11 protein-coding genes are annotated in these 14,138 nt (G+C 55.9%); 5 read left to right on the top strand and 6 right to left on the bottom strand.

What is annotated here, in order from left to right:
* Nucleotide 1: 1 nt before the first annotated feature.
* Nucleotides 2-991 carry a tRNA (adenosine(37)-N6)-dimethylallyltransferase MiaA gene (gene miaA, locus CSQ86_RS04120; RefSeq protein ID WP_100493865.1) on the bottom strand — a complete coding sequence of 330 codons (990 nt, stop codon included), beginning with the start codon at nucleotides 989-991 and terminating at the stop codon, nucleotides 2-4.
* Nucleotides 992-1,002: 11 nt separating this feature from the next.
* Complete coding sequence (gene miaB, locus CSQ86_RS04115; protein ID WP_165773736.1) at nucleotides 1,003-2,457, bottom strand: tRNA (N6-isopentenyl adenosine(37)-C2)-methylthiotransferase MiaB; 1,455 nt, start codon at nucleotides 2,455-2,457, stop codon at nucleotides 1,003-1,005.
* Between the two features lie 95 nt (nucleotides 2,458-2,552).
* On the opposite strand from miaB, the gene CSQ86_RS04110 reads away from it, so the two are divergent.
* Nucleotides 2,553-3,353: a GTP pyrophosphokinase gene (locus CSQ86_RS04110; RefSeq protein ID WP_100493863.1), complete on the top strand. Its 801-nt coding sequence runs from the start codon at nucleotides 2,553-2,555 to the stop codon at nucleotides 3,351-3,353.
* Between the two features lie 109 nt (nucleotides 3,354-3,462).
* Here the strand turns inward: CSQ86_RS04110 and CSQ86_RS04105 are convergent, their stop codons facing one another.
* From CSQ86_RS04105 to CSQ86_RS04095, 3 genes are all read right to left on the bottom strand, one after another.
* Nucleotides 3,463-4,434, bottom strand: a complete 972-nt coding sequence (locus CSQ86_RS04105) for a DMT family transporter (protein ID WP_100493862.1) — start codon at nucleotides 4,432-4,434, stop codon at nucleotides 3,463-3,465.
* Between the two features lie 115 nt (nucleotides 4,435-4,549).
* The gene (locus tag CSQ86_RS04100; RefSeq protein WP_100493861.1) at nucleotides 4,550-5,464 is read right to left on the bottom strand and encodes a Bax inhibitor-1/YccA family protein; all 915 of its coding nucleotides are present in this window, start codon (nucleotides 5,462-5,464) and stop codon (nucleotides 4,550-4,552) included.
* A 139-nt stretch (nucleotides 5,465-5,603) separates the two neighbouring features.
* Nucleotides 5,604-6,206: an Ltp family lipoprotein gene (locus tag CSQ86_RS04095; RefSeq protein WP_100493860.1), complete on the bottom strand. Its 603-nt coding sequence runs from the start codon at nucleotides 6,204-6,206 to the stop codon at nucleotides 5,604-5,606.
* Between the two features lie 311 nt (nucleotides 6,207-6,517).
* Here CSQ86_RS04095 and CSQ86_RS04090 point away from each other — a divergent pair, with 311 nt between their 5' ends.
* Genes CSQ86_RS04090 through CSQ86_RS04075 form a run of 4 tightly spaced genes read left to right on the top strand, consistent with a single transcriptional unit; the run spans nucleotide 6,518 to nucleotide 11,306 of the window.
* A complete protein-coding gene (locus CSQ86_RS04090; protein WP_165773765.1) occupies nucleotides 6,518-7,744 on the top strand; it encodes a sensor histidine kinase in 1,227 nt (408 codons plus the stop codon).
* Nucleotide 7,745: 1 nt separating this feature from the next.
* Nucleotides 7,746-8,450, top strand: coding sequence for a response regulator transcription factor (locus CSQ86_RS04085; protein WP_100493859.1), 705 nt, complete (start codon nucleotides 7,746-7,748; stop codon nucleotides 8,448-8,450).
* 31 nt (nucleotides 8,451-8,481) lie between these two features.
* A complete protein-coding gene (locus tag CSQ86_RS04080; RefSeq protein WP_100493858.1) occupies nucleotides 8,482-9,138 on the top strand; it encodes a GNAT family N-acetyltransferase in 657 nt (218 codons plus the stop codon).
* A gap of 59 nt (nucleotides 9,139-9,197) precedes the next feature.
* A complete protein-coding gene (locus CSQ86_RS04075) occupies nucleotides 9,198-11,306 on the top strand; it encodes a GmrSD restriction endonuclease domain-containing protein (RefSeq protein WP_100493857.1) in 2,109 nt (702 codons plus the stop codon).
* A 73-nt stretch (nucleotides 11,307-11,379) separates the two neighbouring features.
* Here CSQ86_RS04075 and acnA read toward each other — a convergent pair whose 3' ends face one another.
* Nucleotides 11,380-14,085, bottom strand: coding sequence for an aconitate hydratase AcnA (acnA, locus tag CSQ86_RS04070; protein ID WP_100493856.1), 2,706 nt, complete (start codon nucleotides 14,083-14,085; stop codon nucleotides 11,380-11,382).
* Nucleotides 14,086-14,138: the final 53 nt, after the last annotated feature.

Raw genomic sequence — 14,138 nt, 5'->3', positions numbered from 1 at the left:
TTTACGCTGCGACGATGTCGCCGAGGTGATGCTGCACATAGGCATCAGCTTGGGCGTCGATGGGGTCGTAGTCGCCGGCGTCCGCGTGCGCGATGATGGCCATCGCATTGTCCACCAGCTTCGGATTCAACGCCTGCAGCCAGTGGATGCGTGGATCGCGGCCGAACCATCCCATCTGTTTGCGCGCGAGACGCTTGGTTTTCTGCGCAATGTCAGCAAAGGCATCATATTCGTCCCAGATGCCATCCAACAGATCAATGATCTGCTGGTAGCCGAGCGCACGCACGGCTGTGGCGCCAAGGCGCGGGCGTAGGCGTTCCACCTCTTCAACGAAACCGTTGGTCATCATCTGCTTGGTGCGTATGTCGATGCGATGGTCCAATTCCTCGCGGCTTAAATCCAAGCCGATCTGCACTGAGGGAATCACATACTTGTAACGTGGCAGGCTTGCCGAATATGGGCGACCGGTCAGTTCGATAACCTCTAGCGCGCGGATGGTACGGCGTGGATTATGCGGGTCCATACGGGCGGCAGCTTCGGGATCCTTGGCCTTGAGCTCTTCGAACAATGCTCCGGCACCTTCGATTTTTTCCCGCTCCTCGTATTTCTTGCGGATTTCAGGATCGGTACCGGGAAAGGAGATATCGTCGATGGCCGCACGCGCGTAGAGACCCGAACCGCCGACGAGGATCGGGCGAATGCCACGCGACTGCAAATCCGCGATGGTTTCACGAGCCAGCTCCTGGAAGCGGGCCACGCTCATCGATTCCTCCGGGTCGATGATATCGATCAGATGATGTGGCACAGCCGCCTGTTCTTCGGCAGTTGGCTTGGCAGTGCCGATATCCATGCCGCGATACATCTGGTAAGCGTCGGCATTCACGATTTCGGCGCGTTCGCCCTGCTCTGCCAAACGCTTGGCGATGGCGATGCCGAGGCCGGTTTTGCCGGATGCGGTTGGGCCGACGATGGAAACGACGCGTTGAGTCATAATGACTTCCTTCAGTGACGGACCGAATAGGTTTGGCCGGCGGCGATATCCGGGTCGGCAAGGAGGTTATGACGGCCGGCATGTGTCACGGTCACGGTCACGAAATCACCGACCTCCGGCACCGGCTGCCCTTCCGGCACACCGATATGCACCAGTACGCCGGTTTTTTCACGGCCGGAGACGCGGTGCGTATCGGAATCCTTCTTGCCAAGCTTGCCGGTGATCATCACCTCGACATCACGACCAACAAAGCTTTCCATATTCTCCTGCGTGATTTCTTCCTGCAGGGCCACCAAGCGGTCGAATCGTTCCTGCACCACATCACGCGGAATCTGTTCCATCGATGCGGCCGGAGTGCCCGGGCGCGGCGAATAGATGAACATGAACGCCGTGGAGAAGCGCGCCTTGCGCACCACGTCCAGCGTGGCCTGGAAATCTTCTTCCGTCTCACCGGGGAAACCGACGATGATGTCGGTGGAAATCTGAGCGTCCGGCATGGCGGCACGAATACGCCCCAGAATATCCAGGAACTTGGCGGAACGGTAGGAACGACGCATCGCACGCAGAATACGGTCGGAGCCTGATTGCAAAGGGAAATGCAGCTGATGCATCACGTTCGGTGTTTCGGCCATCGCGGCAATCACGTCATCGGTGAACGCAGCCGGATGCGGCGATGTGAATCGCACACGCTCCAGTCCCTCAATTTCGCCACAGGCACGCAGCAGTTTGCTGAACGCATAACGATCACCGATACCGTAGCCGTAGGAGTTCACGTTTTGGCCGAGCAGCGTCACTTCCTTGGCTCCGTCGGCCACACATTTGCGGATTTCCGCGAGCACATCGCCCGGTCGACGATCCTTCTCCTTGCCGCGCGTGGTAGGCACGATGCAGAACGTGCACGTGTTGTTGCATCCTACGGAGATCGCCACCCATGAGCTCACGCGGGAGGCACGAGCCGCAGGCAACTGGCTCGGGAACTCCTGCAACTGGTCGCTGACCCTCACCTGCGGCTTGTCGGTGAGGCGATTCTGATCGAGCAGCTTCGGCAAATCCTCGATGTTCTTGGTGCCGAATACAGCGGCAACCCATGGCTTACGCTTGGCGATGCGTTCGCGATCAAGCTGTGCCATGCAACCACCGACGGCAATCTGCAGATTCGGGCGCTGCATTTTAATACGGTTAAACAGACCGATGGTACCGTACATGCGCTCGGCAGCATTCTCACGTACAGCGCAGGTGTTGAGCACGATCACATCAAAATCATGGGCGTCGATCTGCTCTTGTGTGGCTGGCACATAACCATCCGCTTCCAATACACCGGCGATGCGTTCGGAATCGTGCACGTTCATCTGGCAGCCCAGCGTATGGATATGGAATACGCCCTTGCCTCGCTCCCCTGCTGCGGCTTCAGCTCCGCTGGTTTCAATCGAGGCGCGCTCCGCCTCGGTCATCATGTCTTCGTTCATAAGTTCTAGATTCTAACTGCCGGGTTCGTCATGGGGCGCGTCATGCAATCATCACAGCCTACAGCCATGCGTCGGCATCTGCTGCCCTGTGAACGATGAAGCATTGTAGAAGATTCCCCGGCTTCATCCAGTTTCGGCAGGATGGGCCGGGTATATTAATTGACGTGATACTTGACCGACATAATCGACTCAACACCGCAGACCTCAACGCCCGTCTGAAGATGCTGGACTTGCCGGAAGGCCGCTTCAGCGCTGATGAAATTACCGAATTCATCGATCAGATGCAGGTGTATGAAGGCGCCATGTATGAGATCAGCACCAAACTGGAGATTCTCGACGATGAGTTCCAGGTGCGATTCAGCCATGACCCGATTCATCATATGGAGCGCCGTCTGAAATCGGTGAATTCCATCATCGGCAAACTCGAGCGCAAGGGTCTGCCGATCAGCGTGAATTCCATCAAAGACAACCTGTTCGACGTGGCAGGCATCCGGGTGATCTGTAATTACCGCGATGACGTGTATTCCGTCTCGAACTATCTGTCTTCGCAATCGGATATCCAGGTGTTGCGCGTGAAGGATTACATCAAGAATCCGAAGCAGAACGGCTATCGCTCGCTGCATGTGATCTACGCAGTGCCGGTGTTTCTGTCTTCTGGCGCGCATTACACACCGGTTGAGGTACAGTTCCGCACCATCGCCATGGATTACTGGGCTTCCCTGGAGCATGCGTTGCGTTACAAGACCGATCTGCCGGATGCCAAGCTCAATGAGCATTCGCAGACGCTGCTGGATTGCTCGCGCAGCCTGCAGAACATCGAAGTGCAGATGCAAAACATCCATCGTGATATCAATGGTGCTCCACAGGTCGGCGAAGCGCCAAAGACCACGGACTAGAGCAGCGACTCATCCGCACCGGAAGCACTGCCTTGCTCCGTGACCCTCAATATCAGCTCCCTTCCCCGGAAGGGAGCTTTTTGCAGCACCTGTTCTTATACGAGAATCGTTATTCTTTGCGCAGGAATTTTGGCAGCTTGGCAGGAGCCTGCGCAAGCAACGTACCGAAGAAGATCAGCGCGCAACCAAGGTAGCCGCGTGGCGTCATGATTTCGCCTAAGAATATTGCTCCGCCGACAGCTGAGAAGAACGATTCCAAGCTCATTAGCAGGCTGGCTCGGGTGGGCGGCACCCACTGTTGACCCACCACTTGCAATGTATAGGCGATGCCCACCGAACCGATGCCGGCGTACACGATTGGCGTCCACGCGTGGAGCGCACCTGTCCAGTTCACCGAGCCCTCCATCAGGGAGCCCACCCAGCTCAGTACTGCGGTGGTGCAGAACTGGCCAAATGACAGCACAATCGCATCGACTTTCGCACCTAATTCATCAATCACCAGAATGTGCGCGGCGAACAGCGCCGCAGTGAATACCAGCAGAATATCCGCGAGCCCAATGGAGCCGAAACCATCGGTGATGCATAGGAAGTAAAAACCGATGATGGACATTGTCACCGCGACAAATACCGGCAGGCCGATGCGCCGGTGCAGGAACACAAATGCCAGCAACGGCACCATCACAATGTAAAGCGCGGTCAGGAATCCGGCACGACCGGCTGATTTGCCATAGAGAATGCCGTATTGCTGCAAAGTGCTTGCGGTGAACAATATGATGCCGCACAGCACGGAAATGACCACAGGATTTGCGAGCAGTGACCGCCAAAAAGACGTCGCGCCTTGCCGGCCATGAGAATTGTCCAATGCAGCAGCAGATTGCGCAGCGACACTTTCCGTAGTATCACCCCCCTGGCGGCCACGAGCCTTCTGGCCGCGCTGCCAGATAAGAATAGGCACCAGAGACAACGCGCCAAGCGTAAATCGGCAGGCGTTGAAGAACAGCGGAGACATGGAATCCATGCCCTGCACCTGCGCCACAAACGCGAATCCCCAGATTAATGCGGTCAGCACAAGGGCGAACATACCCATGATTTCTTGTCTCTTCACGGTGAGCCAGCCTAATGCGCGCTTATGACGGGTATGAAAAAGCCCGGCCACAATGTGGTCGGGCAATTATTATATTGCTCAGAATCGAGGCTTAGTCCCTGTTGCCGAACAGCTGCAGGATGTACAGGAACATGTTCACGAAGTCCAAGTACAGGTTCAGCGCGCACAGGATGGAGACCTTCTTGATCATCTCCGGTCCCTGTGCTTCGTATGCGGCGAACAATGCTCGCGTGGACTGGGCATCGTAAATGGTCATGCCGGCAAAGAGAATCAGACCGATCGCGCACACGATCTGGGTCATGCCATCAACCTGCATGAACATCAGCACCACCTGCGAGATGATGAGCACAATCAGACCGACCATCAGAATCGGGCCGGCCTTGAGCATGTTGAACTTGGTGGTCATGCCGAACATCGTGAGTGCGAAGAAGAAGGCCGCGGTAATGCCAAGCGCCATACCGATTGAGCCAAGATCATAGACCATGAAAATAGAGCTCAAGGTGAAGCCCATCAGCGCGGCGTACACGTAGAACATGACGCGGGCCGATGTGGTGCTCATCTTCATTACGCGTGCACCGAGAATCACGGCGAGCGCCACCTGAGCCACGCACAGGCCAATCAGGCCGATCATGCCGGTGGCCATCAGGAAGCTGTAGTAGGCGCCGGTGACCTGCCCAAGTACGGCCACCACTGCGGTGACGATCAGGCCGATGGTCATTTCGCCGTAGGCCCGCGTCACGGAGACGCGCTGCGCCTGCTCATAGTTGTAGGTCATCGTCGTGTTGATGGCGGCGGTGCCTGCACCTGCGCCCTGCGGCTGTGCGTACTGGAAGTTCTGGTTCTGCCCATACGGCTGCTGTGCATACTGTTGGCCGTAGTTCTGCTGGTTGTATCCGTTCTGCATGTACTGCTGACCGTAGCCTGCCTGCTGGGCAGCGTTGTAGTCTGGGGTATTGTATTGCGGGTTGTACTGCCCGTTGTGCTGGGGCTGCTGACCGAATGTCATAATCGCTCCTTTGTTGTGTTCCACCACCAATACTAGAGGAGATAACCTGAACGTTCCATGAATATGCTCGGCCAACAGCGAAACGGCGGGTAGACAGTCATACGTCAACCGTCCATCCGCCGTCAGTTCACCGATTTAATCAATCATTAAGGTGCTCAATTGCATAGTCTGCTTCTTCCGGCGTGAATTTTTCACCGGCCTGGCTCGTCAATTGATCACGAATCGCTTCGGGAGACATAGCCATAGTTTCCTGATACGTCTTCGCCTTTGCCAGCGCATTTGCATTCCAATCCGTTTTCACGTTATCCACTGCATACTGCGCTGCTTCAGCTGAGAATTTGCCCCCGTATTCACTTGTCAGCTGGTCATATACCCCTGCTTTTGACATATGCATCGTATTGGCATAGGTATCAGCCTGGCGTAAAGCTGATTTGTAATCTGCTGGCACATCAGATTTCTCTGATTCTTTTTGCTGATTCTGCGTATTCTCATCTGGACTATCGGCATCAGCTGAACTTTGCTGTGAAGTAGTAGAAGAAGAAGACTGCGTATTCCCTGCAGAGCTATTGTTCTTTGCCGCTCCTTGACCAGCAATGGCAAATACCACAAGTATGATAATAAGCCAGAACCACCATCGTTTCCATAGCGATTTCTTGTTTTTACTATGCTGTGCGGGCGGCTGAATGGGTTGTTGCGAAGTCGGTTGCACCGGCTGCTGAGGCGCGAAATTATTGTTGGTCATGTCATGCTTCTTTCTCTTCGCTCGAATCGGTCAAAACCGAATGGAAACGTTGCTTTGACTATTTCGACGCTACCGGGATTTGACGGTAACCATCAGTGGACCAACGGACATTTCTTATTGCCCACCCGGGCAGTTTTGCATCATTTGCTATGCCGCATGTCCAGTAGCGTGGCAATGAAGCACGCCATAGAGTGAAAGTCATGACGAACTTGAAGAACATCTTTCGCATGCCTATGCTCTCAGGCTCGACTGTGCCGTCATCTCACAGTGATGATGTGCCAGTGCATACTCGCGTATGGTGTTCCGTTGTCATGATTCCGCTCGCAAGTCTGATGTGTCTTATGCAAACGGCCTTCTTCGCGCAGAACTACACTGAAGATTCCCCAGGCTACGTTTTCGCCATCGTATGCGTACTGATTTCGCTGCCCGCCGGTTTTCTTCTGCTAGCTCGAAGCGAATATCCTGAACCTACGTTCTGGATTGCCTGCATTATGGTGGCGGTGTTTCCATTTGATTCCATGCTTGTCTTGATGGCGATGACCGCTCTTCTGGCACGACGCTCCCAGCGCAACATCAGCATTCGAACCGTAATTGCAGGCACCGCCATTACGCTATGGTCGCAATTACGAGATGCCACTCAACCCGCAAAAGGTTCACTCTGGCATCTTATCTTCGCCAAGCCGTATACGGGCGGCGATTCAGGCAAACCGATAGTGATGCTGGTCGAAGAGCCAACCATCATCCTCACCGCAATTATCACCGCACTGGCAGCATCAGCCATCGCCACATTGCTTGGCTTGCATATTCGTTCACGGGCACGTCTACGTACGGCGAACGCTTTGGCGAACGCCGCAACAAGCCATGCGGAAAATCTGCAAACCGATCTCAATAATCAACAACTGGCTGACGCCATCGCCGCAGAGGCACATGACACGCTTGCGCATTCCCTATCGCTCCTTGCGCTGAATGCCAGTGCACTTAAAGCGGAAGCATCCAAGCTCGGCGATTCCTCTGAAGCGCAGGCCTTGGCCGATAAGGCCGAAGACATTCGCCGTCAATCGGCTGGAGCTTTGGATGAGGCTCATTCAATCATTGATATGCTGCGTAATCCGCAGCAAGCGTGGGAGCAACTGGGGCCTTCCGACAGTACTTCACTGACCCGCGAATCCTTGGACGCGCTTATCGCGGATGTACGTAATTCCGGTACGTCATTAAGCACTTGGATTGATATTCACCAACTGAGCGAGCTGGATGAGTCTATGAGCAAAATCGCCTACCGAGCCGTTCAAGAAGGACTGACCAACGCACGTAGGCATGCGCCCGGAGCTCCGGTTTCTTTGGAGATCACCGTATCCGAACAATCAGGTGTGCATATTCATATCAGCAATCCTCTGACCAACGATGCGCCCACTTCTCGAACCGGTGCGGGCCTATCCGGTTTGGTAGCGCGGGTGCAGTCCGTAGGCGGGCAGTGCCGTTATGGTATGGATGATCGACGGTTGTTCCATGTCGATGTGCTGCTTCCATGGCGCAGCTAAGATGGCTACCGTGAGCGAGAAGAACAACGACGGCGAATCCCCGACCATTCGTGTGAGCATCATTGATGATGACCCTATGATCTGTCAAGCCATGAGTTTGATCCTCAATGATTATTCGCATGGACGCATCACCGTGGTCTCCACATCACTTGACGGCTCGTCCTGTGTGGAGCGAGCACGCAAAGAGCATCCTGATGTGGTGCTGATGGATATCGCTATGCCCGGAACGGATGGCATCGAGGCAACCCGCCAGCTGCGCAGCCTCTCCCCTGCCCCGCATGTGTTGATTCTGACGTCGCTGAGCCCGTCCGGCACAGTGGAGCGCGCGGTGGAAGCCGGCGCGGAAGGATTTGTTTCGAAAACCGATGCTCCGGACGAGATTCTTCAACGTATTATCGCGGTATGTAAGGGTGCTCCACAATTCAATATCGCCAGCCAGAAACAACTTATCTCCGATCTCAACGCGTCACGACCACATTACCGTCATGACGAGGCACGCGACCTGCTCAATATGCTTCCTGAACGCGAGCGCGAAGCCGTATTATTGGCAGCGGAAGGCTATACCAATGCCGAAATAGCCAGTCGTATGTTTATTTCGGAGCGTACCGCAAAGGCGCATCTTTCCTCGGCAGCGGACAAGCTCAATATGGGACGTGTGCAGATGGCTCGATTGGTGGAACGGGCCGATTTACCATCACGGTTATAGATGACGAAGCATACAGGGCATAATGGAACGCATGAATGAAACCGTGACCATACGCCCTTTGCAACGTGATGACTACCCTCAATTGATTGATTTGGTGCGCCGTACTTGGTATGCCGAATTCGATGAGTGTACCGGCTTGATTGCCGCGGAAGCCGATTGGGAGAATTGTCTGGCGCGTACCACCAATGCCTATGCCGCTGTGAAAGACGGCAAGCCGGTGGCTTTGATTCTCGGCCGTATCGATGCTCACGACACGCGCGGCACGTGGAATCGGCATAAGCGCAACTATCTCAATGGCCTGCGTCGTTTGCTGACGGCTCCAGAGGGCATCAAGGCTATCCATGAAATCGTTGGCATTCTGGCCATTGACCATCAGCTTACGCACCGAGCACGCAAATCAGGCCATGATTATGGTGCGGAAGTGGTGCTGTTCGTGCTCGATCCCGAGGCACGCGGTCTGGGACTCGGCAAGCGCATGTTCCGCAGAATGATTGCCGATTTCCGTACCGCTGGTCTCAGCAAGTACTTCCTGTACACCGATACCACTTGCAACGTGGGCTTCTACGAGCACACCGGCCTCAAGCAAATCGAATCCATAACCCTGCCGGCATCCCGAGTCCATCAGGAAAGCATGTCCTTCTACCTGTATGAGGGCACGATCGACTCCCAGCAAACGCTGGTAGGCTAATCACCAGTGGGGATTCGCAAGCATATGCGGAAATAAAGGATCATTAAGGGGGATGCAGTATGGCAATCAGTGCAAAAGAACTTCCTTTGGGCAGGGTGTTCACTCCGGATTATCGATTCACCATCCCCTCCTTCCAGCGTGCATACATATGGAAACCGGAGAATATTCTGCAGCTGGTCAGTGATTTGAAGGATGCCTCCAAATCGCCCCATACGCCGTATTTCCTCGGTTCGTTGATTCTGGTGCGCAAAGACGATAGCCAATACGACGTGATTGATGGGCAGCAGCGTCTGGTGTCCCTGTCCATCATCATCGCCGTGCTGCGTGATCTGGAGCAGGATGCGGATCTGATGCGTCAGCTCGACGCGCTGCTGGTGGAGCCCGGTGACAAGCTGCGTGGCATTGCGAACGAGCCACGATTGACGTTGCGCGAACGAGATGCGGCATTCTTTCGCGAACATGTGCAGGAAGACAATCTCGAATCCGTGTTCGACATGGATAACGATGATTTGGCCACGGCAGCGCAACGCAATATGGTGAACAACATCCGCAAAGTATATGACGAGATATCCACGTGGAGCACTTCCACACGGCAGCAATTCGCGCAATATCTGGTCAACCAAGTGACTTTGGTCATCGTTACCACCGATGATCTCGATGGTGCGCACCGCATCTTCGATGTGATGAATATGCGTGGTCTTCCCCTCACCCCATCCGATGTGTTCAAAGCGCGTGCAACCTCCGGTCTAAGCGATGCGGAACTTGAGATGTACACCGCCCGATGGGATGACATCATCGACCCGATCGGCGATGACCCGCGTGACAGCGAAGAGTTCTTCGCTTATCTGTATCTCATCCTCGCCCATCAGCCCGATACCGACAAGCTGATTGAGGACTTCCTCGCCAATGTGCTTAAGCCGTATGTCAGCAACGGCACGGTGCCCACATTCATCAATACGGTACTTGCACCATATGCGATGGCGTGGCAGATTCTCACCCGGCCAAGTGAGACGATACTGCCGGACGAAGTACGGTATCGGCTGGAAAATCTCAACGATTACCGCAATCATGAGTGGAAGCCGGTGGCCATGTGGGCGCTGGTCAACTCGTATCGTCAGCTTGGCAACCCTGACTGCTCACCGTTTGTGCAGCGCGCGTCCCGGGCTTCGAAATCCTCGGTGACGCTCGCATCGTTGGAACCGCATGATGAGCGACGTCTGTTGGAGATTCTTTCAGCCCTTGAACGGGTAACCGGCATTCGCACGCTGCTTCGAACCGATGCCATCGACCGGCGTGGATATGCGAATGCCGCAATCCGCGACCTTGATAAAGGATATCTGGTGGAGCGCAGCAATGGGCTCAAAATCAGCGATGATGACCGGGAAAACGCTATTGTGCGCTTGCATGGGGAAATGCAAACGGATAGCGCACTGGTGCGTCTGCTGTTATTGCGCGCCAATGAGCAGAAGGCAGGCGGTCATCTCGATAGGCCGCGTCGGTTCAGCGCACTGCCAATCATGCCGTTGGATATCGAACGATCGCAATCATTTGCTGACTGGTCGCCTGAACAGCATGACTTTTGGCTGTACCGTTTGGGAAACATGGCATTGGTGCAGGGTCAGGATAATCAACTGGATAAATTCAGCGAATTTCCCGCCCGACGCGATGCCATGCTGTTACGGCCGAATTCCCGTCGCTTCCCATTGACGAACGAATTGAAGGATTTCAATGCCTGCACGCCCACCCTGTTGGAGAAGCGTCAGGAGGAGACGATTCGTCTTATCGTGGAATATTGGGGTATTCGCTATGACCGTAATCACAATGATCTGACGGCACAAAACATTGAGGCTCTTCCGCAGTCCTCGGTGTCTCACACCACCCGCAGCTCGAAGCGTGTGACCATCCGCCAGGTGATTCAGGCCGGGCTCTTGGTGCCGGGCGAGCGACTGGTCTGGGAGCGTCCGCGCAAGGGCGAGCGTTGGTATGCCACGGTTACTGAAAACGGACGGTTCCGTTTGGATGATGGCTCAGAATATCCGACGCCGACTGCGGCCGCACGCGCGGCTGCGGGCGGCCGTCGCAGCGGTGGCCTTGAAGTATGGAAACGTACGTCCAACGGAGAAAAGCTCAGCGATATCTGGAAGCAATGCCGTTTGCAGACTCGGTGACACAACACGTTGACGATAGCAAAAAGGTCGGCATCTCGAGTGGGATGCCGACCTTTTGACACTACTGATATCCCTACTTCATCAGGTTGCGCAGCACGTATTGGAGGATGCCTCCATTGCGGTAGTAGTCCGCTTCACCGGGGGTGTCGATACGCACCACGGCATCGAACTCGGTCTTGGAACCGTCGGTGTGCGTGGCAGTGATGTGAACGGTCTTCGGTGTCTTGCCGGAATTCAGCTCCTCCACCCCATCGATGTCATAGGTTTCCGTGCCGTTCAATCCCAGCGTCTCGTAGGATTCGCCTTCAGGGAACTGCAGCGGCAGCACGCCCATGCCGATTAGGTTGGAACGGTGGATGCGTTCGAAGCTTTCGGTAATCACGGCTTTGACGCCGAGCATCAGCGTGCCCTTAGCCGCCCAGTCGCGGGAGGAGCCGGTGCCGTATTCCTTGCCGGCGAGTACCACCAGCGGCGTGCTCGCGGCCTTGTAGTTCAGCGAGGCGTCGAAAATCGTGGATGGCTTGCCAGTGGTGAAATCGTAGGTGAAACCACCGGGCGTGACCTCCTCGCCAACAGAAGCAAGCAGCTGGTTACGCAGACGGATGTTGCCGAACGTACCGCGCACCATGACTTCGTGGTTGCCTCGGCGTGAACCGTAGGAGTTGAAGTTCTTTGGCGCCACACCATGCTCGGTCAGGTACTTGCCGGCCGGGCTGGAGGCCTTGAATGCGCCTGCCGGGGAGATGTGGTCGGTGGTCACCGAGTCGCCGAGCAGAGCCAGCACACGGGCGCCATGAATGTCCTTGACCGGATCCGGTTGGGCCTTCATGCCATCGAAGAAGGTCTGCTTACGCACGTAGGTGGAGTTCTCATCCCATTGGAAGAGTTCGCCTTCCGGCACATCCAGACCCTTCCAACGGTGGTCGCCGTCGAATACGGAGGCGTAATCCTTCAGGAACATTTCACGGCTGACCGTTCCGTCCACCACGGCTGCGACTTCGGCGTTAGTGGGCCAGATGTCCTTCAGGTAGATATCATTACCGTTCTTATCCTTGCCGAGCGGCTGGGTGGCGAAGTCGAAGTCCATCGTGCCGGCGAGCGCATAGGCGATGACGAGCGGCGGGGATGCCAGATAGTTCATCTTGACGTCCGGGCTGATGCGACCTTCGAAGTTGCGGTTGCCGGAGAGCACGGCGGTGACGGTCAGGTCGTTTTCATTGATGGCCTTGGAGATCTCGGGCAGCAGAGGGCCGGAGTTGCCGATGCAGGTGGCGCAGCCAAAGCCGACCAACTGATATCCCAATGCATCGAGATCATCCTGCAGGCCTGCGGCCTTCAGGTAGTCGGCCACCACCTGGGAGCCCGGAGCCAGTGAGGTCTTGACCCATGGCTTCGGCTTCAGACCCAGCGCGTGAGCGTTGCGGGCGATCAGGCCGGCGGCGATCATCACGGATGGGTTGGAGGTGTTGGTGCAGGAGGTGATGGATGCGATGGCCACATCACCGTTGGTCAGATCGAAGTCGCCGCGGAAATCGGTGGAAACGGCAACCGGCTCCTTGACCGTTTTCTCGGTTTCGTAGGCGGGCAGGGTCTTTTCGAACATGCTCTTGGATTCGGAGAGCAGGATGCGATCCTGCGGGCGCTTCGGGCCGGCGATGGACGGCTTGACAGTGGAAAGGTCGAGCTCCTCGTATTCGGAGTACTGCGGCTCGACGTAATCCGGGTCGGAGGCGTCGCCCCACAGCTTGTTGGCCTTGGCGTAGGCTTCGACAAGGGCCACCTGTTCGTCGGAGCGGCCGGTGAGCTTCAGGTAGTCGAGGGTAACCTGGTCAATCGGGAAGATGCCGCAAGTGGAGCCGAATTCAGGGCCCATGTTGCCGATGGTGGCACGGTTGGCGAGCGGCACGGAGGCGATGCCTTCGCCGTAGAATTCCACGAACTTGCCGACCACGCCATGCTTGCGCAGCATATCGGTGATGGTCAGCACCACGTCGGTGGCGGTGACGCCTTCCGGGATGGAACCGGTGAGCTTGAAACCGACCACGCGCGGCACAAGCATGGAAATCGGCTGTCCGAGCATGGCGGCTTCGGCTTCGATACCACCAACGCCCCAGCCGAGTACGCCGAGACCGTTTTCGGTGGTGGTATGGGAGTCGGTGCCTACGCAGGAATCAAGGTAGGCGAGCTGTCGGCCATCATTCAGGCCGGAGTCTTTGCTCATCACCACTTTGGCGAGGTATTCGATGTTGACCTGGTGGATGATACCGGTTCCCGGTGGCACCACGCGGAAGTTCTTGAACGCCTGCTGGCCCCAACGCAGGAACTGGTAGCGTTCACCGTTGCGCTGGTATTCGATATCCATGTTCTGCTGCACGGCGTCGGCGATGCCATACTTGTCGATCTGCACGGAGTGATCGATGACCATGTCGGATTGAACCTGCGGGTTGATAACCTCAGGATCGCCGCCAAGGTCCTTCACCGCATCACGCATGGTGGCAAGATCCACAATGCAGGGCACGCCGGTGAAGTCCTGCATGATGACTCGTGACGGGGTGAACTGAATCTCGTGGCTGGGCTGGGCTGCAGGATCCCAATTCAGCAAGGTCTTGACATGCTCATCGGTGATGTTCGCACCATCGATGTTACGTACCAGATTCTCTACGAGTACCTTCAACGAGTAAGGCAGGTGATCGATACCGTCGAGATTGGCGATGTTGTAGTAATCGAAGTCCTTGCCAGCGGCTTTGAGCGTCGCCAGTTGAGCGTCACGTAAGGACATATTGCCTCCGAAATCATGTATCGGCTGTTGATGCCGCTGATTATCCGCTTCAA

Origin of the sequence: Bifidobacterium felsineum (assembly GCF_002802915.1) — a bacterium.
Taxonomy (GTDB): Bacteria; Actinomycetota; Actinomycetes; order Actinomycetales; family Bifidobacteriaceae; genus Bifidobacterium; species Bifidobacterium felsineum.
Note: the sequence above shows the minus strand (reverse complement) of the source record. Positions and strands in the feature narration are given on the sequence as shown.

Bases quoted from the DNA above. Each gene is read 5' to 3' on its own strand.
- miaA (WP_100493865.1), bottom strand. From the start codon at position 991: ATGACTCAACGCGTCGTTTCCATCGTCGGCCCAACCGCATCCGGCAAA.
- miaB (WP_165773736.1), bottom strand. From the start codon at position 2,457: ATGAACGAAGACATGATGACCGAGGCGGAGCGCGCCTCGATTGAAACC.
- CSQ86_RS04110 (WP_100493863.1), top strand. From the start codon at position 2,553: ATGAAGCATTGTAGAAGATTCCCCGGCTTCATCCAGTTTCGGCAGGAT.
- CSQ86_RS04105 (WP_100493862.1), bottom strand. From the start codon at position 4,434: ATGTTCGCCCTTGTGCTGACCGCATTAATCTGGGGATTCGCGTTTGTG.
- CSQ86_RS04100 (WP_100493861.1), bottom strand. From the start codon at position 5,464: ATGACATTCGGTCAGCAGCCCCAGCACAACGGGCAGTACAACCCGCAA.
- CSQ86_RS04095 (WP_100493860.1), bottom strand. From the start codon at position 6,206: ATGACCAACAATAATTTCGCGCCTCAGCAGCCGGTGCAACCGACTTCG.
- CSQ86_RS04090 (WP_165773765.1), top strand. From the start codon at position 6,518: ATGATTCCGCTCGCAAGTCTGATGTGTCTTATGCAAACGGCCTTCTTC.
- CSQ86_RS04085 (WP_100493859.1), top strand. From the start codon at position 7,746: ATGGCTACCGTGAGCGAGAAGAACAACGACGGCGAATCCCCGACCATT.
- CSQ86_RS04080 (WP_100493858.1), top strand. From the start codon at position 8,482: ATGAATGAAACCGTGACCATACGCCCTTTGCAACGTGATGACTACCCT.
- CSQ86_RS04075 (WP_100493857.1), top strand. From the start codon at position 9,198: ATGGCAATCAGTGCAAAAGAACTTCCTTTGGGCAGGGTGTTCACTCCG.
- acnA (WP_100493856.1), bottom strand. From the start codon at position 14,085: ATGTCCTTACGTGACGCTCAACTGGCGACGCTCAAAGCCGCTGGCAAG.